The organism is Streptomyces resistomycificus (genome assembly GCF_001514265.1).
Taxonomy (GTDB): domain Bacteria; phylum Actinomycetota; class Actinomycetes; order Streptomycetales; family Streptomycetaceae; genus Streptomyces; species Streptomyces resistomycificus.
On record NZ_KQ948989.1, the window covers coordinates 459,024 to 481,826 of the forward strand.

General features: G+C 71.8%; 13 protein-coding genes and 1 pseudogene. 5 read left to right on the plus strand and 9 right to left on the minus strand.

What is annotated here, in order from left to right:
• Positions 1-22 precede the first annotated feature (22 nt).
• Positions 23-1,186, plus strand: coding sequence for a substrate-binding domain-containing protein (locus AQJ84_RS07210; protein WP_030037638.1), 1,164 nt, complete (start codon positions 23-25; stop codon positions 1,184-1,186).
• Between the two features lie 250 nt (positions 1,187-1,436).
• Here AQJ84_RS07210 and AQJ84_RS07215 read toward each other — a convergent pair whose 3' ends face one another.
• Positions 1,437-2,339 (minus strand): amidohydrolase family protein, encoded by a 903-nt coding sequence (locus tag AQJ84_RS07215; protein WP_030037637.1) that lies wholly within the window; start codon positions 2,337-2,339, stop codon positions 1,437-1,439.
• Positions 2,340-2,520: 181 nt separating this feature from the next.
• Positions 2,521-3,438: a trypsin-like serine peptidase gene (locus AQJ84_RS07220; protein WP_374935401.1), complete on the minus strand. Its 918-nt coding sequence runs from the start codon at positions 3,436-3,438 to the stop codon at positions 2,521-2,523.
• A 332-nt stretch (positions 3,439-3,770) separates the two neighbouring features.
• Between AQJ84_RS07220 and AQJ84_RS07225 the strand changes: the two genes are divergently transcribed.
• From AQJ84_RS07225 to AQJ84_RS07240, 4 genes are all read left to right on the plus strand, one after another.
• On the plus strand, positions 3,771-4,976 hold the full coding sequence (locus tag AQJ84_RS07225) for a cysteine desulfurase-like protein (RefSeq protein WP_030037635.1): 1,206 nt from the start codon (positions 3,771-3,773) through the stop codon (positions 4,974-4,976).
• Positions 4,977-5,038: 62 nt separating this feature from the next.
• A complete protein-coding gene (locus tag AQJ84_RS07230; protein ID WP_030037634.1) occupies positions 5,039-5,851 on the plus strand; it encodes a DUF427 domain-containing protein in 813 nt (270 codons plus the stop codon).
• Positions 5,852-6,058: 207 nt separating this feature from the next.
• Positions 6,059-9,433: a pyruvate carboxylase gene (locus AQJ84_RS07235; RefSeq protein ID WP_053191649.1), complete on the plus strand. Its 3,375-nt coding sequence runs from the start codon at positions 6,059-6,061 to the stop codon at positions 9,431-9,433.
• Between the two features lie 95 nt (positions 9,434-9,528).
• On the plus strand, positions 9,529-11,019 hold the full coding sequence (locus tag AQJ84_RS07240; RefSeq protein ID WP_053191651.1) for an alpha-amylase family protein: 1,491 nt from the start codon (positions 9,529-9,531) through the stop codon (positions 11,017-11,019).
• On the opposite strand, the gene AQJ84_RS07245 is transcribed toward AQJ84_RS07240, so the two are convergent.
• From AQJ84_RS07245 to AQJ84_RS07270, 7 genes and pseudogenes are all read right to left on the minus strand, one after another.
• Complete coding sequence (locus AQJ84_RS07245) at positions 11,008-12,657, minus strand: cellulase family glycosylhydrolase (protein WP_030037633.1); 1,650 nt, start codon at positions 12,655-12,657, stop codon at positions 11,008-11,010. The two genes, AQJ84_RS07240 and AQJ84_RS07245, sit on opposite strands and share 12 nt — an antisense overlap.
• Before the next feature lie 36 nt (positions 12,658-12,693).
• Positions 12,694-13,809 carry a GDSL-type esterase/lipase family protein gene (locus AQJ84_RS07250; RefSeq protein ID WP_030037632.1) on the minus strand — a complete coding sequence of 372 codons (1,116 nt, stop codon included), beginning with the start codon at positions 13,807-13,809 and terminating at the stop codon, positions 12,694-12,696.
• Between the two features lie 142 nt (positions 13,810-13,951).
• A complete protein-coding gene (locus AQJ84_RS44910) occupies positions 13,952-15,070 on the minus strand; it encodes a helix-turn-helix transcriptional regulator (RefSeq protein ID WP_310591775.1) in 1,119 nt (372 codons plus the stop codon).
• Between the two features lie 1,279 nt (positions 15,071-16,349).
• A pseudogene (locus AQJ84_RS44915) lies at positions 16,350-16,862 on the minus strand (AAA family ATPase); the annotation flags it as partial.
• Between the two features lie 168 nt (positions 16,863-17,030).
• Positions 17,031-18,038, minus strand: a complete 1,008-nt coding sequence (locus AQJ84_RS07260; RefSeq protein ID WP_053191653.1) for a (-)-alpha-amorphene synthase — start codon at positions 18,036-18,038, stop codon at positions 17,031-17,033.
• Positions 18,022-19,500: a cytochrome P450 gene (locus AQJ84_RS07265; RefSeq protein ID WP_078631473.1), complete on the minus strand. Its 1,479-nt coding sequence runs from the start codon at positions 19,498-19,500 to the stop codon at positions 18,022-18,024. The genes AQJ84_RS07260 and AQJ84_RS07265 overlap by 17 nt, the downstream gene beginning before the upstream one ends.
• A 275-nt stretch (positions 19,501-19,775) precedes the next feature.
• Positions 19,776-22,709, minus strand: coding sequence for a glycosyl hydrolase 115 family protein (locus AQJ84_RS07270; protein ID WP_037801934.1), 2,934 nt, complete (start codon positions 22,707-22,709; stop codon positions 19,776-19,778).
• Positions 22,710-22,803 lie beyond the last annotated feature (94 nt).

Below are 22,803 nucleotides of genomic sequence, written 5' to 3' on the forward strand. Positions count from 1 at the left end.
CGTTCCCCCGCGAGGAGTCCCTGTGCACGGCAACCGCAGAGCCACCCCCGGCGTCTTCACGGTTCGGTTCGCCTCCTGCGCCCTGCTGGCCACGGCAACCCTCCTGACCGGCTGCGAACGGGGCTCCTCGCGTGGCCCGCAGGAGTCCACCACGGGCCCGAGCGGCTGCCCGGCCGCCCACGCCAGGGCCGAGACCGCCGTCGCGAGGGCGGAGAAGACCGACGTCTCCTGGGACGGGCCCGCCAGCGGTCCCCCGGCGGCGTCGCGCAAGACCATCGTCTACGTCGCCCAGACCATGACCAACCCCGGTGTCGCCGGCGCGGCGAAAGGGGTGCGGGAGGCCGCACGGGTCATCGGATGGAACGTCCGGGTGATCGACGGCGGGGGCAGCCCCGCCGGCATCCAGGCGGCGATGAGCGACGCGGTGGCCCTGAAGCCCTCGGGCATCGTCATCGGCGGGTTCGACCCCAACTCGACGTCGCGGCAGGTCACTCGGGCCAACGAGGAGCGCATCCCGCTCGTCGGCTGGCACGCGGTCGCCGAGCCCGGCCCCAGCCGACGGCCCGAGCTCTTCACCAACGTCACCACCCGCGTCGAGGACGTGGCCGCGATCAGCGCGCAGTGGATCATCTCGCGCTCCAACGGCCGGGCGGGGGTCGTGCTCATCACCGACTCGTCGATCCCCTTCGCCAGGAACAAGTCCGAACTGATCAGGACGGCGCTCGCCACCTGCCGGGGCGTCAGACTGCTCGCGTACGAGAACATCCCGATCCCGGACGCGAGCAGCCGCACGCCTCGGGAGATCTCCTCTCTCCTGGCACGCTTCGGGAACAGGTGGACCCACTCCGTAGCCATCAACGACCTGTACTTCGCCGACGCGGCCCCCGCCTTCCGCGCGGCCGGGGAGAACGGCTCCGGCCCGCCCTTCAACATCGGAGCGGGCGACGGCGACCCCTCCGCCTTCCAGCGCATCAACAGCAGGCAGTACCAGGCCGCCACCGTGCCCGAGCCGCTGTCGCTGCAGGGCTGGCAGATCGTCGACGAGCTCAACCGGGCCTTCTCCGGCCGTCCCGCCAGCGGGTATGTGGCACCGGTCCACATCGCCACGGCCGACAACAGCGCCGGTGTCACGGCGTGGGACCCGTCGGGCTACCGGGAGGGGTACCGCGAGATCTGGGGCAAGTGACCGTAAAGGCGACCCGACCAGCCTCTATGGCCCACTCACAAGAACGCGTCGGGACCTGCCGGGCGTTTTTTGTCGGTGATCAGTCACGCTGTCCGGAGCTGCGGTTCACCACGATCCACGGTGATGTGGCGCTCCAGCTCCCGCTGGACGTGGGCAAGGACCCGGCGGGCGGCAACACCCGCGGCCCGCGTTGACGGACTGATCCCCTGAGCGGGGGTGCGGCCGACCCCGGCGGCGGCGCTGGTCGAGTTCACTCCTTCCCGGAGAGCAGGCGGCGCGGATTGGCGATGCGGAAGGCGTGTGCCGCGGCTCCGCCCAGACCGAAGCCGGGGTACTGCGGCGGCTCCGCGTAGGGGCGGTCCGAGCCCTGGACGACGGCGTCCACGCCGAGAGCGCGCACGACGGCGTCCACGGCGGTCGGACCGTACGAGGACGTCTCCACGAACACGTCGGGGTCCACTCCGAGGGCGCCCCCGTCGCCCCGGGCGGCGAAACGCTCGCCGTGCAGCGGGGCGAGCCCGCCCAGGAGGGCGAAGCACACCCGCAGACGGGGGTGGCGTGGCCGGCCGAAGGCCCGGAAGGCGAACCAGGCGGCGTGCATCTGCTGGACGTAGGGCACCATCGCGGGCCACCAGCCGGGCCCCTCGGAATCGCCGGCCGCGGGACCGGGATGCACGAACAGCGGGAGACCGCGCTCTTCGAGCAGATCGAGCAGCGGGGCGCATCGCGCGTAACCGGCCGCGTCGGCAAGGGCGTTCGCCGGGAGCTGGAGGCCGGCGAAGCCCTGGTCGAGCACGGCGGCCGTGGCCCCGGCGTCGACCTCGCCGACACTGGCGGCGGCCCAGGAACCGAACGGCTCGGGAAGCGCGGCCGCGCCTTCGTGGTAGGCGTCCAGCAGGGGGCGGCCCTCGGCTGCGGGCAGCCACTCGATGCCGAGCGGGGAGGACAGGGAGACGAGCACCCTGCCGAGACCGTCGGCGGCGGCGAGCTCGGCGCGCCGGGCGACGTCGTGGTCGGCGGGAGGGATCTGGTAAGGCGGCTCACCGTGCAGGAAGAGGGTCCAGTCGTCCAGGTACGGCGGTTCGCGGCGCGACCGCAGGGCCGCCACCAACGCGGGACTCCACAGATGCTGGTGTACGTCGACGTTCGTCATGACGCTCCTCCCACGCAGGTGCGCAGTGCGCTCCGCACGTCGCCGCCCCCAGCATGTCGTGACTCACCTCCTCCGCGCAGGCCAAGGCGCAGGAGGACGGGTCTGTGGGAGATCCTCACGGCGGACACCGACAGGCGCCTCAACCGCGTGGGGTGAGGCGCCGTGGACGTGCCGGTGGGGATCAGGACGACTGGGCCGCCTGGTACAGGTTCTGTGCGTCCGCGCCGAAGTACGGCCCGTACATGGCGTTCGGAAGGAAGTTGTACTTGAAGCTGTTCACCGAGGACTGCAGCCCGGCGCCGGTCGACTCGTCGAACTGTGTGAACCAGGGCCCGCCGCTGGAGCCGCCGGTCATGTTGCAGGTCAGACCGTGGTCGCCGGACAGCAGGAAGTCCCGGTAGGTCGTCCCGCTGCAGTAGATGAACTTCTCGCCGTCGTAGGGGGCTGCGGCGGGGAAGCCGAAGGCGTACATGGCCTTGTTGTAGCCGGTGTTGAAGGCCAGGCCCTGGCCGCCGACGACATCCGTCAGCCGTTTCCCGTCGAGCGGCGAGACCACGGCCGCGCCGATGTCGTAGTTGATGTCCTCGCTGGCCGTCCACTGCGGCGTGGACAGCGTCTTGGACGCGGTCCAGGTGCCGTACGGGGCCTGTCCGTCGTGGTATCCGGGCACGAACACCCAGTTGGTGTGCCAGGCCCCCTCCAGCTTGACGCAGTGCCCCGCGGTGATCACGGTGCTCTTGTTGGCGCTGGTGACGGCGTTGCCGGAGCAGGAGGCGGTACGGCCCTGGTACGTGAAGAACACCCGCCCCGCGGTCCGCGCCACGGCCCCGCCCGCGGTCCAGGGGCCGCCGCTGTGGGGAATCGCCCTGACTCCGGCGTCGGAGGCGGGCACGCTGGGCCGGATCACGGTCTTCTCGCCCTTACGGGGCTGCGACGCCGCCGTGGCCGAGCGGTCGACGGACAGGACGTCGAGCCCGGTGGCCTGGCGCATCCGTTCCGGCGTCCAGAAGTCACGGGCGCGCTCCTGCGCCGAGAGCGTCACCGCTCCCGGCTGCGGGGCGGCACCGGCGGGTGTGGCGACGACGCCGGTGGCCAGCATCGCGGCGACCCCGGCCAGGGCGCCGAGGAGGGTGCGGCGCACACGGGTGCCGTCGGAGGTACGCAGTCTGCTGAGGCTGCCGTTCACGCGGTCTCCTTCTGCGGTGGGGGACCGGGCGGCAGGGGTCAACCGCCCGGGCAGACAGGGTTGTTACTGCGTGCAGTCAGGGGGCAGCGTGCCACCACCGACAGGAAATGGGCAGGTGCACGTCAGGATAATGACCGAAACCGCACACTCTCTCTTCGCCGACGGCACGAGGGGCGCCTCTCGCCACGGCCCGGAGGGTGCGTTTGACTCGTGCCCTGGCCCGGCACCACCCACAGGAGCTCCCCGTGACGTACGACAGCACCGCCATCCGCTCCCTGATCCCCGCCCTCACGGGCGAGACGGCGCACTTCGACGGCCCCGGCGGCACGCAGACCCCCGAGCCCGTCATCCGGGCCATCGCCGACGCGCTGGCGCACCCCCTGTCGAACAGGGGCCACCTGGCGCCGGGAGAGCGCAACGCCGAGCGCATCGTCACCGGCGCCCGCCGGGCCATGGCCGACCTGCTGGGGGCGCACCCCTCGGGGATCGTCTTCGGCCGCAGCGCCACCCAGCTCGCCTACGACTTCTCCCGCACCCTCGCCACGACGTGGTCGCGCGGGGACGAGGTGGTCGTCACCCGCCTCGACCACGACGCCAACATCCGCCCCTGGGTCCAGGCCGCCGCCCGGGCCGGCGCCACCGTCCGCTGGGCCGACTTCGACCCCGCCACCGGGGAGTTGACCACCGACCACATCCGCGCCGTGCTGTCCGACCGCACCCGGCTGGTCGCCGTCACCGCCGCCTCCAACCTGATCGGAACCCGACCCGCGATCACCGAGATCGCACGGCTGGCGCACGACGCCGGAGCGCTCTGCTACGTCGACGGTGTCCACCACGCCGCCCACACCCTCGTCGACCTGGAACAGCTCGGCGCCGACTTCTTCGTCTGCTCCCCGTACAAGTTCCTCGGCCCTCACCACGGAGTCCTCGCCGCCCGGCCGGAACTGCTCGAGACCCTGCACCCCGACAAGCTCCTGCCCGCCACCGACGCGGTCCCGGAACGCTTCGAACTGGGCACCCTGCCCTACGAGTTCCTGGCCGGCACCCGTGCGGCCGTGGACTTCCTCGCCGGGCTCGACGCGGACGCCACGGGCACCAGGCGACAGCGCCTGACCGCCGCGTTCGCCGCACTCGAAACGCACGAACAGACCCTGCGCGCCCAGCTCGACAAGGGACTGTCGGCCCTCGAAGGCGTCACGGTCCACTCCCGGGCGGCCGACCGCACGCCCACCCTGCTGCTGACCTTCGAGGGCCGTGACACCACGGACGCCTACCGCTTCCTCGCCGAGCGCGGCGTACAGGCCCCGTCCGGCTCCTTCTACGCCGTCGAGGCCTCCCGCCGCCTCGGGCTGGGCGACTCCGGCGGCCTGCGCATCGGCCTCGCCCCCTACAACGACAGCGACGACGTGGACCGGTTCCTGACGGGGCTGGCCGGGTTCCTGGCGCTCTGAGCGGGCGCGGGGAGGAGACTGGGACGAGGACGCCAGCTCGGGCAACCGAAGGAGAGCCGGTCATGACATTCCCCACCGAGCGAGCCGTCAGGACCACCCCGGAAGGTCTCCTGTGGGAGCCCAGCGAGCGCTGGGTGCGGGGCCGCAAGGGCGACGTCACGGTCGTCGACAGCCGGCACCCCGTCCTCGTCTGGGAGCCCGACGTCCCGGTCCCGCTGTACGCCTTCCCCCGCGCGGAGGTCCGCGAGGACCTGCTCCGGCCCGCGAAGAACCCCCCGACCGGCGCGCACACCGGTTCACGGGTCTTCTACGACCTCGAAGCGGACGGCACCGTGGTGGAGAACGCGGCCTGGACCTTCCCCGCCGCGGACCTGGCCGGCCACATCGCCTTCGAGTGGTTCCGGCACTGGGACAGCGGTCTGGACCACTGGTACGAAGAGGAGGAAGAGATCTTCGTCCACCCCCGCGACCCGCACAAACGGGTGGACGCCATGCCCAGCGCCCGGCACGTCGTGGTCGAGATCGACGGCACGGTCGTCGCGGACACCCACCGCCCCGTACTGCTCTTCGAGACGAGCCTGCCGACCCGGTACTACGTGCCCCGCGAGGACGTCCGCCTCGACCTGTTCGCACCCACCGACCACAGCACCGGATGCCCGTACAAGGGCACCGCGCGGTACTGGTCCCGGCGGGGCGAGGCCCAGGTGCCGCCGAACATCGTCTGGAGCTACGCCGATCCGCTGCCCGCGGTCGGCGCCGTCAAGGGCCTGCTGGCCTTCTACAACGAGGCGGTCGACATCACCGTCGACGGCGAGCGGCTGGAGCGCCCCGTCACGCCGTTCACCCCAGGGCTCTCGCCGCGGTCGTCGACGTGACGTGGCCGGTGACGAGGGGCGAGCGAACCGACACCTGAATGGTCGTGTACGGACCGGACATCCCGGACGGCACCGGAACCTGCCCCCCGCCGACGCTTGCCTTCCGGCCCGCAGGCAGGTAGACCCCCACGTGACCCGGCTCTCATGGCACCCGGGCGGCATAGCCGCGACCATGGTGTTCCTCACCGCAGGCCGAAAGGATCGGGGATGCTCAGCAAGGTACTGGTCGCCAACCGCGGCGAGATCGCGATTCGCGCCTTCCGCGCCGGCTACGAGCTGGGCGCGAGGACTGTCGCCGTCTTCCCGCACGAGGACCGCAACTCCCTGCACCGGATGAAAGCCGACGAGGCCTACGAGATCGGTGAGCAGGGGCACCCCGTACGGGCCTATCTCTCCGTCGAGGAGATCATCCGGGCGGCCCGGCTGGCCGGAGCCGACGCCGTCTACCCCGGCTACGGATTCCTGTCCGAGAACCCCGAGCTGGCGCGGGCCTGCGAGGAGGCGGGCATCACCTTCGTCGGGCCGAGCGCGCAGATCCTGGAGCTGACGGGCAACAAGGCGCGCGCGGTCGCCGCCGCCCGCGCGGCCGGCGTACCCGTGCTGGGCTCCTCGGCGCCCTCCACCGACGTGGACGAGCTGGTGCGGGCCGCCGAGGACGTCGGCTTCCCCGTGTTCGTCAAGGCGGTCGCCGGCGGTGGCGGGCGGGGCATGCGCCGCGTCGAGGACCCCGCCCAGCTGCGCGAGTCCATCGAGGCCGCGGCCCGCGAGGCGGCCTCCGCCTTCGGCGACGCCACGGTCTTCCTGGAGAAGGCGGTCGTCGAACCCCGCCACATCGAGGTGCAGATCCTCGCCGACGGGCAGGGCAACGTCATCCACCTCTTCGAGCGGGACTGTTCCGTGCAGCGCCGCCACCAGAAGGTCATCGAGCTGGCGCCCGCGCCCAACCTCGACCCCGCCCTGCGCGAGCGGATCTGCGCCGACGCCGTGAACTTCGCCCGCGAGATCGGCTACCGCAACGCCGGCACCGTCGAGTTCCTGCTCGACCGCGAGGGCAACCACGTCTTCATCGAGATGAACCCCCGCATCCAGGTCGAGCACACGGTGACCGAGGAGGTCACCGACGTCGACCTGGTCCAGGCCCAGCTGCGCATCGCCGCCGGCGAGAGTCTCGCCGACCTCGGTCTCTCGCAGGAGACCGTAACCCTGCACGGCGCCGCGCTCCAGTGCCGGATCACCACCGAGGACCCGGCCAACGGCTTCCGCCCCGACACCGGCCGGATCAGCGCCTACCGCTCGCCCGGCGGCTCCGGCATCCGCCTCGACGGCGGTACGACCCACGCCGGCACCGAGATCAGCGCGCACTTCGACTCGATGCTGGTCAAACTCTCCTGCCGGGGCCGGGACTTCACCACCGCGGTCCGCCGCGCCCGGCGTGCCGTCGCCGAGTTCCGCATCCGCGGCGTGGCCACGAACATCCCGTTCCTGCAGGCGGTCCTCGACGACCCGGACTTCCAGGCCGGCAACGTCACCACGTCGTTCATCGAGCAGCGCCCGCACCTGCTCACAGCCCGCCACTCCGCCGACCGCGGCACCAAGCTGCTCACCTACCTCGCCGACGTGACCGTCAACAAGCCGCACGGCGAGCGTCCCGAGCTGATCGACCCCACCAGCAAACTGCCGTCGCCGACCGTGGCCGAACCCCCTGCGGGCTCGAAGCAGCAGCTCACCGAACGCGGCCCGGAGGGCTTCGCCCGATGGCTGCGCGAGTCGCCGACCATCGGCGTCACCGACACCACGTTCCGCGACGCCCACCAGTCGCTGCTCGCCACCCGCGTCCGGACGAAGGACCTGCTCGCCGTCGCCCCGGTGGTGGCCCGCACCCTGCCCGAGCTGCTGTCCCTGGAGTGCTGGGGCGGCGCGACCTACGACGTCGCCCTGCGCTTCCTCGCCGAGGACCCCTGGGAGCGGCTCGCCGCCCTGCGCGAGAGCGTCCCGAACATCTGTCTGCAGATGCTGCTGCGCGGCCGCAACACCGTGGGCTACACCCCCTACCCGACCGAGGTGACCGACCACTTCGTGCAGGAGGCCGCGGACACCGGCATCGACATCTTCCGCATCTTCGACGCGCTGAACGACGTGGACCAGATGCGGCCCGCCATCGACGCGGTACGGGCCACCGGGACGGCCGTCGCCGAGGTCGCCCTCTGCTACACCTCCGACCTGTCCGACCCGGCGGAGCGGCTCTACACCCTGGACTACTACCTCCGGCTGGCCGAGCAGATCGTGGACGCCGGCGCCCACGTCCTGGCCGTCAAGGACATGGCGGGCCTGCTGCGCGCCCCCGCCGCCGCCAAGCTGGTCTCCGCCCTGCGCCGCGAGTTCGACCTGCCGGTCCACCTGCACACCCACGACACCGCGGGCGGCCAGCTCGCCACCTACCTCGCCGCGATCCAGGCCGGCGCGGACGCGGTGGACGGCGCGGTCGCCTCGATGGCGGGCACCACCTCGCAGCCGTCCCTGTCGGCGATCGTCGCGGCGACCGACTACTCCGAGCGGCCGACCGGCCTCGACCTCAGGGCCGTCGGTGACCTGGAGCCGTACTGGGAGAGCGTCCGCAAGATCTACGCGCCGTTCGAGGCGGGCCTGGCCTCGCCGACCGGCCGCGTGTACGACCACGAGATCCCCGGCGGGCAGCTGTCCAACCTGCGCACCCAGGCCGTCGCGCTGGGCCTCGGCGACCGCTTCGAGGACATCGAGGCGATGTACGCAGCCGCCGACCGTATCCTCGGCCACCTGGTGAAGGTCACCCCCTCGTCCAAGGTGGTCGGCGACCTCGCCCTGCACCTGGTCGGCGCCGGGGTGTCGCCCGAGGAGTTCGAGGAGACGCCGGACCGGTTCGACATCCCCGACTCCGTCATCGGCTTCCTGCGCGGCGAGCTGGGCACCCCGCCCGGCGGCTGGCCGGAACCGTTCCGCAGCCGGGCGCTGCAGGGCCGCGCCGACGCCAAGGCCGTGCAGGAGCTGACGGCCGAGGACCGCACCGGACTGGAGAAGGACCGGCGTGCCACGCTCAACCGGCTGCTGTTCCCCGGGCCGACACGCGAGTTCGAGACCCACCGGCAGACCTTCGGCGACACCAGCGTGCTGGACAGCAAGGACTTCTTCTACGGGCTCAGGCCCGGCACGGAGTACGCCGTCGACCTCGAGCCCGGCGTGCGGCTCCTGATCGAGCTGGAGGCGGTCGGCGAGGCCGACGAACGCGGCATGCGCACGGTGATGTCCGCGTTGAACGGCCAGCTGCGCCCGATCCAGGTCCGCGACACCGCCGCGTCCTCCGACGTACCGGTGACCGAGAAGGCCGACCGTTCCAAGCCCGGCCACGTTCCCGCGCCGTTCGCCGGAGTGGTGACACTCGCCGTCGCCGAGGGCGACGAGGTGGAGGCCGGGGCCACGGTCGCCACGATCGAGGCGATGAAGATGGAGGCCACGATCACCGCGCCGAAGGCCGGACAGGTCTCCCGGCTCGCCATCAACCGGATCCAGCAGGTGGAGGGCGGCGACCTGCTCGTGGAGATCGCCTGACCGCCTGAGCCCCGCTCCGTGCTGTCAGCGCGGCGAGTGGCCGTGGGGGCCGGGCCGGCCCCCACGGCCCCGGGTGAGCGGGAGGAGGTCCGGTCGTGACGGTGATCTACGAGGTCAACACCGGTGTCTGGCTGGACGGGTTGAGCCGCCGACGCGGCCACCGCGTCACCCTGGGCGAGGTGCCGGGCGAGGCGTGGGACGAGATCGCCCGGCCGGGCCTGGACACCGTCTGGCTGATGGGGGTCTGGGAACGCAGCCCGGCCGGGCTGGCGATCGCCCTGCGTGATCCGGCCCTGTCGGCGTCGTTCCGCCAGGCCCTGCCCGACGTCACCGAGGGGGACGTCGCGGGATCCCCGTACTGCGTACGCGACCACGTCGTCGACGCCTCCCTCGGCGGACCGGAGGGGCTGGCCGCAGCCCGCGCCCAACTGGCCGCGCGCGGGCTGCGGTTGCTCCTGGACTTCGTCCCCAACCACGTCGCCCCCGACCATCCCTGGCTCACCGAGCACCCCGACCGCCTGATCCGGGGCACCGCGGACGACCTGGAGCGGGCGCCCGCCGACTTCGTCGAGGCCGGCGGGCGGATCTACGCCCGTGGCCGCGACCCGTACTTCCCGCCCTGGCCGGACGTGGTCCAGCTGAACGCCTTCGCCGACGGGCTGCGGGCGGCGACGGTGGACACCCTGGTGGCCATCGGCGACCAGGCCGACGGCGTGCGCTGCGACATGGCGATGCTGATGATGAACGACGTCTTCGCCAGGACCTGGGGCGAGCGGGCGGGCCCGGCTCCCGCCGAGGACTTCTGGCCGTACGTCATCCCGCGCGTCCGGACCCGCCACCCCGACCTCCTCCTCGTCGCCGAGGCGTACTGGGACCTCGAACACGCCCTGCGGCAACAGGGCTTCGACCACTGCTACGACAAGCCGCTGTACGACCGTCTGTGCCAGGAGGACGCCGCGTCCGTCCGCAGCCACCTGCGGGCCGACCCCGCGCACCAGCGGGGCCTGGTCCGCTTTCTGGAGAACCACGACGAGCCGCGGGCCGCCGCCACCGTGCCGGGGCTGAGGGGGCGGGCGGCGGCGACGATCGTCGCGACCCTGCCCGGCGCGACGCTGTGGCACGAGGGCCAGTTCGAGGGCCGCCGGGTGCGCCCACCGGTGTTCCTGTCCCGCAGGCCGCGGGAGCCGGTCGACGAGCGGCTGCGGGACTTCTACGCCCGTCTGCTGCCCGCCGCCGCGACCGTGCGCCAGGGGGAGTGGCGGCCGTTGGCCCCGACCGGATGGCCGGACGACGACACCCACCGCCACCTGCTGGCATGGACCTGGACCCGCGACGAGGCCCGCCACGTGGTCGTCGTCAACTACTCCGGCCACCCGGCCCGGGCCCGCCTCCCCCTGCCGTGGCACGACCTGCGCGGCACCACGCCCCACCTGACCGACCTCCTCACGGACCGGACGTACGACCGTGAGGGCGACGAACTCACCGACCCGGGCCTGTTCGTGGCCCTGGACGCCTGGCAGGGGCACGTCCTCTCGGTACGGCCCGGGACCGGTGCGCGCGCTCCGGATCCACGGTCAGGTCAGTGAGCAGGCGGCCCCGTTCAGGGTGAACGCCGAGGGGCCGGGATTCGCCGCGCCCCGTGTCGCCGTGAAGCCGAGGGTGACCGAGCCCGCCGCGGGGATCGCCGCCGTGTACGAGGCGGACGCCACGGCGACGTCGGAGCCGGTCTGTGTCGCGGTGCCGCCCCACAGACTGGTGACGCGCTGGCTGTCGGGGAAGGTCCACCGCAGGGTCCAGCCGTTGACCGCCGAGCTCGAGGTGTTGCGGACGACGATCTCGCCCTGGAACCCGCCGGACCACTGGCTCGTCACCCGGTAGCCGACACCGCATGAGGCCGCCGGACCGTCGGCAGCGGTGGTGACCGTCACCGCGCCGGAGCGCTGAGAGCGGTTGCCGGCGGCGTCGCGGGCGTACACCGCGTAGGTGTAGGAGGTGGCGGGGGAGAGGCCCGTGAGAGTGGCGGTGGCTCCGGTCGTCGTGGTGGTGGCGGTCTCGGTCGTGCCGTTGACCCGGACGACGTCGTACCCCGTGACTCCGGTCGCGTCGGTGGCCGCCCGCCAGGTGAGGGTGACCGACGAGGAGGTCACCGCCGAGGCGGTCGGTGTGCCGGGCGCGGTCGGGGGAGTGGTGTCGCCGCCGCCGGAGGAGTAGACGGCGGCCTCCTTGGCGGTGGCGGCGATGCCGTTCGCCCCGTTGAAGATCCGCTGCCCCCAGGTGGTGAGCTGGTCGGGGGCGAAGCCCGTGACCATGTCCAGGTATTCGACCCCGCCGCCGTTGCCGCTCCACGACCAGCCCAGGTAGCCGAGGCCCAGCCGCTGCGCGGCGGCCAGGATGGCGTCCTCGTCCGGGTTGCCGTCCGAGTGGTTGTGGCCGAACTCGCCCACCACGATGGGCAGTCTCGCGGCGACGAACCGGTTCAGGTAGTCGTTGACCTCCGCGGCGGTGTCGAACACGCCGTACATGTGGATGGAGAAGACGGTGTTGGCGTCGGGGTCGGCGGCGAAGACCGACGCCGCGTTGTCGCGCATGGTGAACGCCCAGTCCTGTCCCCAGTTGGGCCCGTCGACCATGAGGGTGTGGCCGAAGCCGGCCGTGCGCAGCCTCTGGATCGCCGCCTTGGTGTCGGCCGTCCAGCTCGCGTAGTCGTTGTTGCCGTACGGCTCGTTGCCGAGGTTGACGATGACGTGGCTCTCCTGACCGGTCAGCGCGCTCTGCACGCTGATCCAGTAGTCGGCGGCCCGCGCCAGGGTGACGGCGCCGCTCTGTTCCCCGTATCCCGTGGTGTCGTGTACCTCCAGGACGCAGATGAGCCGGTTCCGCTTGCACTGGGCGACGACGTTCGCCACGTCCGCGGTGTCGTTGCGGGTCCAGCGGTCACCGCTGGAGAGGACCACCCGGACCGTGTTGGCGCCTTTGGCCTTGATGTGGGCCAGCGAACTGATCCGGTCGGGGTACCAGGTGTGCGCGTGGTTGACGCCCCGCATCACGAAGTCGTTCCCCGACGCCTCCAGCAGACGGCCGCCCTGGACGCGGAAACCGGTCGGTGCGGCATGGGCGGACGGCGTGGTGAGGGCGAGGAGGGGGAGGAGCAGACCGAGGAGGGTGACGGCGATGGCGGTCAGCCGTGGGACGACGGGAGGACGGAAGGTCGTACGGGATCTCATGGCGGCTCCAGGAGAGGGGTGGGGTCCGTGCCGGAGTCAGGAGGAGGCGGCGGCTGTCCGGACCGTGCAGGTGACGGTGGCCGACGGGGTGCCGCCGGCCGCGGGGGCGGTGGCGATGAAGCCGAAGGTGGCGCTCGCACCGGGGGCGAGGCCGCCGTTCCAGCCGGCGTCGGTGACGGTGGCCGTACCGTCGGAGGCGGTACTCGCGGTGCCGTTCCAGACCTGGCCGACGCGTGCGCCCGCCGCCGGTACGACCGTCGCGGTCCAGCCCTTGACGGGGGCGGCGGAGGTGTTGGTCACCGTCACCTCGCCCTGATAGCCGCCCTGCCAGGTGCCGACGGCCCGGAAGGACGCGGTGCAGGACTTGTCACCGGGGTCACCGGGGTCACCGGGGTCATCCGGGTCCTCCGGCGGGACCGTGTCGAGGAGCGCGGCCAGCGCCGGGTACCAGCGGGCGGCGATCTTGTCGTCGCCGGAGGCGTTGGGGTGGACACCGTCGTAGGTGTCGGCGGCCGTGCTGAAGCCCGTCCACTGGTCGACCACGGTGACCGGGGAGCGGCTGGTGCCGGTGGCCCGGGCCCAGTCGGGAATCCGCGCGTTGAAGTCGACGACACGTTGCGCGCAGGCCGCGCAGCTGCCGGGGTTCATGGGGATGAGTTGGGCGACGAGGATCCTCATGTCCGGGTTGGACGCCCGCATCTGGGCCACGAGCTTGGTGTAGGCGCTCAGGATGCGGTCGGGGGCGATCGCGCTCCAGACGTCGTTGGTGCCGAAGTGCATGACAACGATGTCCGGATCCGTCGCCGCGAGCCGTCCCGGTAACAGGTTCTGGTCGGCGACGTTGGTCACCAGTTCGCCGCCGTGCCCCTCGTTGTCACCGTCGTGCGGTTGTCCGCATCCCTGTGGGCCGAGGGTGCCCACGAAGTCGACGTCGGTGTGGCCGGCGTTCTGCAGGCGGTTCCACAGCACCGCCCGCCAGCAGCCCGGCGAACCGGTGATGGAGTCGCCCAGCGGCATGACACGCACGGGGTCCGCCGACGGTGCGGCGGCGGCGCCCGGTGCGAGGGTGATCCCGAGGGGCAGGAGGAGGGCGGTCAGCAGGCCGAGCAGCGAAACGATCCGTGACAAGGGTGTGTGGCGGGTGTCGCGCATGGTGTTCCCTTCCCTGAGCGAGGTGGGAGCGCTCCCATGAAGCCATCAAGCCACTCTTGTCAGTTACGCGTCAAGATGTCGGCGTGAGGCCGTGACCGAGGCCCAGGTGGGGGCGGGGGAGCCTTGCTCACCCGCCCCCACCTCACGCCAACGGGCGGGGGAACGTCCGCAACGCCGCCGCCAGGCCCGCCGCGTCGGTGCCGACCTTGCGGTAGGCGGCGGACAGCAGCTGCCGCACACCCTGCTCGGTGAGGCGCAGTTCCTTCGCGACCACCGCCACCGGATGCCCCTGGGCCGTCATCTCCGCCGCCCGGCGTTCGTGGGCGGTGAGGGTGTCCGTCTGGCCGTAGCGCAGGGGCAGCGGCCGCATGCCGGCGGCGGAGAGTTCCTCCCTCGCCCGGGTGACCACCGACTCGGCGCCACAGTGCACGGCGGTCTCCAGGCCACGGTAGAGCCGGTCGGCGGCCTCCTGGAGCCGGTTGTGGCGGGACAGGGCGGCCCCGTGGCCGACCAGCGCCCGGGCCAGTTCGTAGGCGGCGGGCGACTGCTCCAGCTGTTCGACTGCCTGCGCGTGCAGGTCGAGCGCCGCCGGACCGCCGGTTACCTCGGCCTCGACGTGCAGTGCCTGGCCGATCACGGACGCCGCACCGAAGTCGCGGGCCCGCCTGACGGCGTCCTGGGCCAGGCGGACCGCCCGGTCGGGGGCGGTGGGCGCGAGGGAGGAGGCGAGATCCAGCTGCCAGGAGCACCAGGAGGGATTGCGCCAGGCCCGGGTCTCCAGCTGGTCCCCGACCTCCAACAGGAGTACTTCCGCCTCGGCACGCCGGCCCTCCGCGAGGAGCAGTTCGGCGTACACCGTGCGCGGATCCGGGTAGATGACGGCGTTCGGGACGATCTCGCCGTAGTGGTACCGGTCGGCGAGCCGACGGGCGGCTGCGGCCCGCCCCCTGGCCAGCAGGATCTGGATGAGGATGCCGATGGCGAACCACTGGGCGGGTACCGCGCCCTCCACCCGGTCGGCGATGCGCAGACCCTCCCGCGCGAGTTCCTCCGCCTCGGCGAGGCAGCCGCGCCGGTAGCGGACGTAGCCCAGCAGGGCCTGGCCCAGGGCCAGATGGGAGCCGCGCCAGCCCTTGGTCTCGCACTCCGCCATGCCCTTGGTGAACAGTTCCTCGGCCCGTCGGGGCTGGTCGCAGTACATGAACACGAGAGCGACCGAGACCGGGATCTCGAAGCCCCGGTGCTCGTCGGTCCAGCTCATCCCCCCCGCGCAGGGCGTCGTCGGCACACGTGAGGACGGTCGGGCGGGGCTCGCCGCGCACCAGGGCGTCCCATGCGCGCAGGCCCAGGATGTAGCGCTCCTCCAATCCGCGGCCGGTCAGCTTCGCGGCCAGCCGGGTGAGCTTGCGGGAGCGGGCGCAGGAGTCGGGTTCGTCGTTGCGGAACATGCTCCACACGAAGTGGTCGGCCTGCATGCGCAGTTTGATCCGGGGACTGCGGGCCTGCTGTGCCTCGTCGGCGGCCACCGAGGCGGCCTCGGCCATCCGGTCGGTGTGGGCCAGCGCCTGGGCGAGCCGATAGGCGATGGCGGCTCGCAGATCGGGGTCGACCCCGGGTTCGGCCAGCGCCTCACGGAGGTGGCTGACCGTGGCCGTGGGTTCGATCAGGAAGGTGGAGCAGGCGAGTTCGTGGAGGATGGCCGCGCGGTCCTCCGGAAGGGGCGGCTCCTGAAGCGCCCGGGTCAGCATGCGCCGGGCCGCCTCCGGTGCCCCGGCGCGCAGGTACTCACGGGCGGCGGCGCGCAGGCATTCGACCGCCTCGGGCCGCGAGTCGCAGGGGACTTCCAGGAGGTGCCGGGCGGCGGCCGTCGGGCCGAAGCCCGCGGCGCGGACGACCTCGGCGGCCGTGTTGTGCATGCCGACGCGCAGGTGCGTGGGCACGTCGTCGTAGATCGTCCTCCCGATCAGCGGGTGGGCGAACTCCAGGCCACAGCCCGGCCCTTGGCTTTCGGCCAGGATCCGCGCGGCGCGCAGCCGCTCGGTCGCCTGTACGGACTCCGCGGTGCCGATGACCGCGATGTTCGCGGCGAGCTCCGGCGAGAAGGACCCGCCCAGTACGGCGGCGGCCCACGCGTAGCGGACGGTGGCCGGGCCGAGTCGGTGCAGACGCTCGATCAGCCCGGGGCCCTTGACGGCCGCCGCGAGGTCCCGCATGAGGGGCAACTCGTGCCGCATGCCCCGGACATGCCGTTCGGCGAGCCGGATGGCGAGTTCGACGGCCTCGAACGGACTCCCGCCGGTGGCGGTCCAGCACTCGTGACAGAACTCGTCCTCGGCCTCTTCCCCCACCTCGTTCCTGACGATCCGCGCGACACTGTCGGCGTTGAGCGGGGCCAGGGTGTGGGGGCGGTTGCCGTGGCGCTCGACGAGGGTGCGGAAGGCCTTCGCCTCCGGCGGCATGTCGTCGGGGCGGTAGGCGGCGACGATCAGCATCGGGAGGTCGGCGGCCCGTGGTGCGAAGGAGGCGAGCCAGCCCAGGGACTCGGCGTCGGCCCACTGCAGATCGTCCAGGAGCAGGACGAGCGGCGCCTTCTTCACCGCCAGGCGCGTCATCACCCAGTCGAGACCGTCGCGCACCCCGGTCGGGTCCGGCACATGGGAGGTGTCCTTGGCCTCCAGGCCGAGGGCGACCGCGACGATGTCGTACCAACTGCCCAGGAAGGTACGCAGTTCCGTCTCGTCCATCGCGGCCAGGGCGGGTTGCATCAGCTGGCGCACCACGCGGAACGCCAGCCCGTGCTCGTTCTCGGCACCCTTGCTCGACAGCACCGTGCAGCCCCGTGCGGCGGCGCGGGTCCGTGCCGCCGCGACGAGGGTGGTCTTTCCCATGCCGGCCGGACCGGCGAAGGTGACGAGCTCACTGACCGGGGAGCGCGGTACCCCGCCGGCCGTCTCACAGAGCTCGGCCAGAGCCGAGTCGAGCGACTCGAGTTCCCGATGGCGTTCCAGCAACAGACGGTGTGGGGTGAAGGGTTCCCGCAGCCCAGGCGCCATACGCGCTACCGCTTCCTGTGGTTGATCCTTGAAGGACGGCGCCGAGCGTACGCCTGGGCGAGCACTCGGCGGTCGAGTTCGGACAGGAGGACGGCAAGGAGGGTGAAATATTCAAGGCAACGGCCCGGATGAGCCTTTGTCAGGTAAAATACTTCGCTTGCTTTCACCTCACCGAGCGGCGGACGTCACCAAGGTGTCCGCGTAGCGCGGCACGGTGCGGGACCAGAAGTAGCACCCGCGGATCCAGCCGGCCATCCCCTCCACGTAGCCGGCGCCCGCAGGGCTCAACTGCGGCTTGATCTCGTCGTAGACCTCCTCGAACTCGCGGATCGTGCTGTTGATCAGACGGAGGGCGAGCATGACCCCGGCCGGCAGGGAACACCGCTCGGCGCGCTGGTAGGCGAGCGAGAGGTTGATCAGCCCGCCCGCGCGTTGTTCCTTCACCGCGGAGAACAGGTCGGGGATCCACACCGCCGCGTCGGCGGACAGCCGTCCCAGACGCCGCATGAGCGGGTGATGCAGTTCGTCGGCGGTCAGCTCGCGGGGCTGGGCGGCCTCACACAGCGGATGGAAGGGCTCGACGCCGGCGATGAGCGACCGAATCGACTTGCACGTCCCGATCCGCAGGGGCACGGTGTCGGTCTGCGCCACCGCCTCGTACAGCAGCCCGTGCACGTACTCCCTGCTGTTGAACGCCCAACGCGCGGCCTGGGCGGGCGTGCAGCGTTCCCGGACCTGCCGGTGAAGGTCGTCGAGGGCGGCTCCCAGAAGGGTGCGCGGGGGCCGGCCGTCCCTGAGGATCTCGATGCTCTCGGTCAGCATGGGCAGCAGCCGGCCCGGCCAGTGGCGGCCGACCTCCTCCGCCCGGTCGTCGAAGACGAACTGGTAGGCGATCTGGTTGGCGACGATCTGGAGCAGCTCGGCATCCATGTCCGGGCTGTTGTAGGCCGCGAGTTCGGCGGGGCGGGTGGCGGTGATCATCGCCGACACGGTCGGGTCGTCGGTCAGCCGCCGGTCGCTCAGCCAGGTCACCATGCCCGCCGCCGCCTTGGCCGCGTGCTGGTTCTGCCGGAACGGGAAGGGCATGTAGAGGTGGGCGTCGATCAGATCCCTGAGGCTGCCGGGGCGGACCATGCCGCGCGGAACCGCGGTGATTTCCTCATGCGTCGTCGACACCGTTGTCTCCTGCCGTCCGGGAGTCCTGTGCGCGGGCTGCTGCGGTTGCTCGGGGAGTCAGGGATCGTGCACCTCGTGCGGCGTCGGCGGGCCGCTGCGCCCGGGGCTCGCATGTCATGACCAGCGACCGTGGCCCCAAGGTGGCGGCGGGGCGCGGTCGTTCCCTGTGTCCGGGCAGATGGCGCAGTCGCCAGCGACCGGCGATGGTGGCGAGGGCCAGCGTGGTCTCGGCCAGGGCGAAGGTGTCGCCGAGGCATTTGCGGCTGCCCGTGGCGAACGGGATCATCGCGCCCTGCCGCACGGCGCCGGCCTGTCCGGGCAGCCAGCGTTCGGGGAGGAAGCGCTCGGGTTCGGCGAACGAGGCGGGGTCGTGCTGCAGCAGATAGGGGCTGTAGAGGACAGTGGCGCCCTTGGGCAGCCGGTGTCCGGCGAGCGTGGTCTCCTCGGTGGTGACCCGGGTGAAGAGCCAGCCGGGCGGCCGGTGGCGCAGCGTCTCGTCGACGACGCACCGGGTGTAGGTGAGCCGCGCCAGCTCGTCCGGGCCGGGCGTGGGCCGGCCGGCGAGCACGGAATCGACCTCTGCGTGCAGCCGGCGCTCCGCCTCCGGGTGCCGGGCCAGCAGGTCGAGGGCGGAGGCGAGGCACAGGGCGGTGCTCTCGACGCCGGTGAGCAACAGGGTCACGAGCTGGTCGCGGACCTCCTGTCCGGTGACCGGCGAGGCCGCACCGCGCGCGGCCGACAACAGGGTGTCGAGTACGTCCCGACGGCCGCCGCCCGGGCCGCCGAGGCGACGCTGAGCGACAACCTCGTCGACGATCGCGCGCACCCGCCCGACCGCGTCGCGATAGCGCCGGTTCGAGGGAGTCGGAACACGGAACAGGGCGTCGACCGGGACAGCCGTACGGACGAACAGGCCGCGCACGATGACGGCGAGGCATTCACGCACCTCAGCCGCCGCAGCGCTGCCGAGCGAGTCGGAGAAGAGGACACGGTTCATCGCCCGGGTCGTCACGGCCATCGTGGCGGCACTCACGTCGACCCGGTCGCCCGCTCGCCACCGACGGCACACCGCCTCGGCCTCCCTGCCCATCATGTCGGTGTGGTCGGCTACCCGGGAGGCGCGGAAGTCGGGTTGCAGCAGCCTGCGTTGGCGCCGGTGCGCGTGGTGCGGGCAGGTCACGACGCCCTCGCCCATCAACTGCCGCAGCCGGTCGTACAGCGGCCCGCCCTTGTCGAAGGTGCGTGGGTCCATGAGGACCTGGTGGGCCAGTTCCGGATGGCACGCCATCCATGCGCGGTGCGGGCCCAGACGTATCTCGACGAGGTCGCCGCAGAGTGGAAGGGAATTGAGAAAACCCAGCGGCCGACGGAACAAGGCGATAGGGTGGCTGACGGAAGGGAATATGCCCGGCGCAGTACCCACGGTCCATACTCGCTCTGTTTCAGGTACGGCATTGCTCATCGAATACCACCTGTCTCAGTCGACGCCCGAAAGTCGTTGGATGTTCCACCGACTTGGCGTTCGAGTCATGTCCTGCCCAGTCCAGGCAGCCGACGGCGCCCCGAATCGCCTGTGCGCGGGGGCGCACAGGAGCACGAAGACGCATTGAGTGAGCGACCTTCGATGCGTTATACACCAAAGAATGGTCGCCTTCTGTCACTCAAGCGCCTTTCGTGCTCCCATTTCGCACGGCCCGAATCACTATGGGGCAGGGCACTCGCAGGTGGTATTGCCGCTCATCGGGACGGAGCGTCCAGCCCGGCAGTGGAATCGGGATTCGGGTTGAACACCGGGTGGTAGCTCTCCGGCGGCGCGAGATAGGTGGCGGGCAGGCCGCCGGTGTCGACGACGATCTGGTCCACGGCGATCGCGGGGTCGACCATGAAGAGCCTCAGGACGTGCTCGCCGGGTTCGTCGACGGTCACGGTGGTGGTGAGCTTCTCGATGCCCTCCTCCACGTTCCGGGCCCAGGCGTCACCGCGGTTGCCGGTCGCGACGGACTGCCCGCTCAGCACGGAGACCGGCTGGTCGTCGAGACCGACAGCGATCCGCCGGTGACCGCGCTCGTCGAGGGAGGGCAGCCGGAACACGGTGACCGGGAAGACCCCGGCACTCGCGAAGCGAACCCGGTAGCGCAACTCCGGTGCCCGCGCGGCGAAGTCGCCGGTGACCGGCGCGGCCGTGGACGGCACCGCCTCCACCGCGGCGCTACGACGGCCGAGCCCCCGCACGGTCCGCCAGCGGGATCCGCCCCGCGTCACCCGGCGTTCGAAGTGCACGGCGTCGATCGACACGTACCCGTTCGCCTCGACGAACCCGCGGGCCCGCCGACGTGCCCGATCCCCGTCGTTGACCACCTTGAGGGGCACCTCGACCCGCTGCCCGGCGCCGGTGACGACGACGGTGGACTCCTGGGCGCCCAGGGGAGCGCGCGACCAGTCGATCTCCACCCACACCCGGGTCTGTTCGCTGACCGAGCCGCCCGTCGCACTCAGCAGGACCCACGGGTGACCGGCCTCGGCCGCCCAGTCCACGCTCAGGAAACCGGTGTTGAAGACATCCAGGAAGCGGCGGTCGCGAGTGTAGGAGGAGAAGGACAGCGGCCGGCCCGCCCCCGTCTCGTTCCCTTCCGCCGCCACCCCGAGTCCCGAGGTCTCCTGCCGGGGGACCCTGGTGACGGTCGGCCGGCCCGGCGCCTTCGGGATCTGGGAGGGGTACGGGTTGACGATCCCGTCCCACTTCCCGCCCGCCACCTCGGTGTTGTACCGCTTGGTGATCGCCGCCTCCTCGGCGTGGGCGGCCTCGGCCAGGTCCGCGAAGCGGTTCGCGCCGGCCCCGCGCCCCTGCCGGACGGCGAGCGCGTTGCGGTCCGCCCAGTAGTACTTCACGTTCATCAGGTACGCGCCGTACACCGGATATTCGACGAGCTCGTAGAACGCGTCCCGGTAGGCCTCGGGCAGCTCGGCGCCCAGACCTCGGACCCGTTCCAGCAGCCGGCCGTAGGCGGCCATCCGGCGCCCGGCCTCGTCACCGTGGTGGACGACGGAGAACATCCCGCGGTCGATGAACTCCGGTCTGCGCTCGGCCGCGAGCCGGTAGTACTCCGTACGGATCGCCGCGATCTCCGGTCCGTGGCGCCGCCCGAACTGCCGCCCGGCCCACTCGGCGACGAAGTCCTCGACGTCGTCCTCGCCGTCGGCGTTCCAGCGGTCCACGTCCCAGGCCATGTCCAGGGAGAAGGACAGGCCGGTCTCGATCGACTTGACGTCACCGACGTTGAAGATCCACATCCGGTCGGCGCCGTGTTCGTACACCCGGCGCAGCTCCTGCCAGACCTTGGACAACTGGGTGGTGTCCAGCCACAGGTAGCTGCGCGGCCGGCCCCAGTAGGACAGGTGGTAGTAGATGCCGTTGCCGCCCGCCCGCACCCGCTCCGCGTCGTCCGGCAGCTGACGCATGTTGCCGTGGTTGTCGTCCGGCCAGATCAGCGTGACGTCGTCGGGGACCTGTACGCCCGCGTTGTACAGGTCCAGCACCTCCTTGTACGGGATGAAGATCTGCGGCTCGGCCCCCGCGGTGACCTCCTCGGCGAGGATCCTGCGCTGGTCCGCGATGATGTTGTTCATCACCACGACCTTCTCCGGAATGGTCGTGGCGTGCTTCGTCTCCAGCGCGCTGTCGTGCAGCCCGCGCATTCCCAGCGTCCAACTGCTCTCGTACGAGGCGTTCTGCCGCGCTCTGGCGCGCCAGTAGTCGGAGATGACGCCGGGGTTGACCGTGTAGTCGTACACCGGCAGGGCGCCGTCCGGTCCGGGGTGCTCCTTCGCCCACGGATCCCACTCGTGGACGCCGTTGCGCAGCAGGGCCTCGGGATGGCTCGATCCGACGACTATGCCGTAGCGGTCGGCGAGTTCCGGGTTCTCGCGGTGCTTGTTGAAGAAGTCGGAGTAGGGATGCATGGCAGGCCAGAGGTAGTTGGCCCGCAGGCGCAACAGCAGTTCGAACACGCGCTTGTAGGTCTCCGGGCCGATGTTCTTGTCCGGCTCCTGCTTGCGGCGCGACCACGTGGTCAGGTTCTGCTCGTCGTTGATGAAGATGCCCCGGTAACGGACGGACGGTTCACGCCGCTTGACCGCTCCCGACGGCACCGACACCGTCTCCCGGCGCACGACGGGCACGTCGGCCCACCAGTACCAGGGCGAGACCCCGATACGCTCCGAGGTGTCGTACACGCCGTAGACCGTGCCGCGCCGGTCGCTGCCCGCGATCACCAGGGCGCGGTCCACGCCGGGTACGGGTCGCTCCACCACCTGGGTCACCGAGGCCTCCCAGCGGCCCTTTACTCCGGACACGTCCAGGCGCCGCTCCGCGACGAGCCGGTCGATGACCGGGCTGGCGCCGATCGTGCCCACCAGCACCAGGTGTGCCGCCCGTTCGGGGAGGGTGTGCAACAGTCGCGGCCGTACGCCGCCGACCCGTTCGACGTCCGCCGGCAGGTCCCCGGCGGCGCGGACCACGGCCGGGTCGTCCGACGGGTCCACGAACACGTCGACGGCGGAGCCGTCCCGGACGAGGGGGAACGCCGGCCGGTCGGAGGGGGCGGCCTCGGCGGCCGGGGCCGTCGCGGCAATCACCCCCGGGAGCAACGGGGCGGCCCCTACGGCCGCCATTCCGCGCAGGAACGACTTGCGGGTCCATGGCTGCGACGGGCCCTGCGGTTCGTTGTGGGGCACGAGACGCTTCCTTTCCGCGCCGGGCACCCGA

Coding starts and splice junctions, on each gene's coding strand:
- AQJ84_RS07215 (WP_030037637.1), bottom strand. CDS start 2,339: ATGACGAACGTCGACGTACACCAGCATCTGTGGAGTCCCGCGTTGGTG.
- AQJ84_RS07245 (WP_030037633.1), bottom strand. CDS start 12,657: ATGAGATCCCGTACGACCTTCCGTCCTCCCGTCGTCCCACGGCTGACC.
- AQJ84_RS07265 (WP_078631473.1), bottom strand. CDS start 19,500: ATGAGCAATGCCGTACCTGAAACAGAGCGAGTATGGACCGTGGGTACT.
- AQJ84_RS07230 (WP_030037634.1), top strand. CDS start 5,039: ATGACATTCCCCACCGAGCGAGCCGTCAGGACCACCCCGGAAGGTCTC.
- AQJ84_RS07220 (WP_374935401.1), bottom strand. CDS start 3,438: ATGCTGGCCACCGGCGTCGTCGCCACACCCGCCGGTGCCGCCCCGCAG.
- AQJ84_RS07235 (WP_053191649.1), top strand. CDS start 6,059: ATGCTCAGCAAGGTACTGGTCGCCAACCGCGGCGAGATCGCGATTCGC.
- AQJ84_RS44910 (WP_310591775.1), bottom strand. CDS start 15,070: ATGAGCTGGACCGACGAGCACCGGGGCTTCGAGATCCCGGTCTCGGTC.
- AQJ84_RS07270 (WP_037801934.1), bottom strand. CDS start 22,709: ATGGCGGCCGTAGGGGCCGCCCCGTTGCTCCCGGGGGTGATTGCCGCG.
- AQJ84_RS07250 (WP_030037632.1), bottom strand. CDS start 13,809: ATGCGCGACACCCGCCACACACCCTTGTCACGGATCGTTTCGCTGCTC.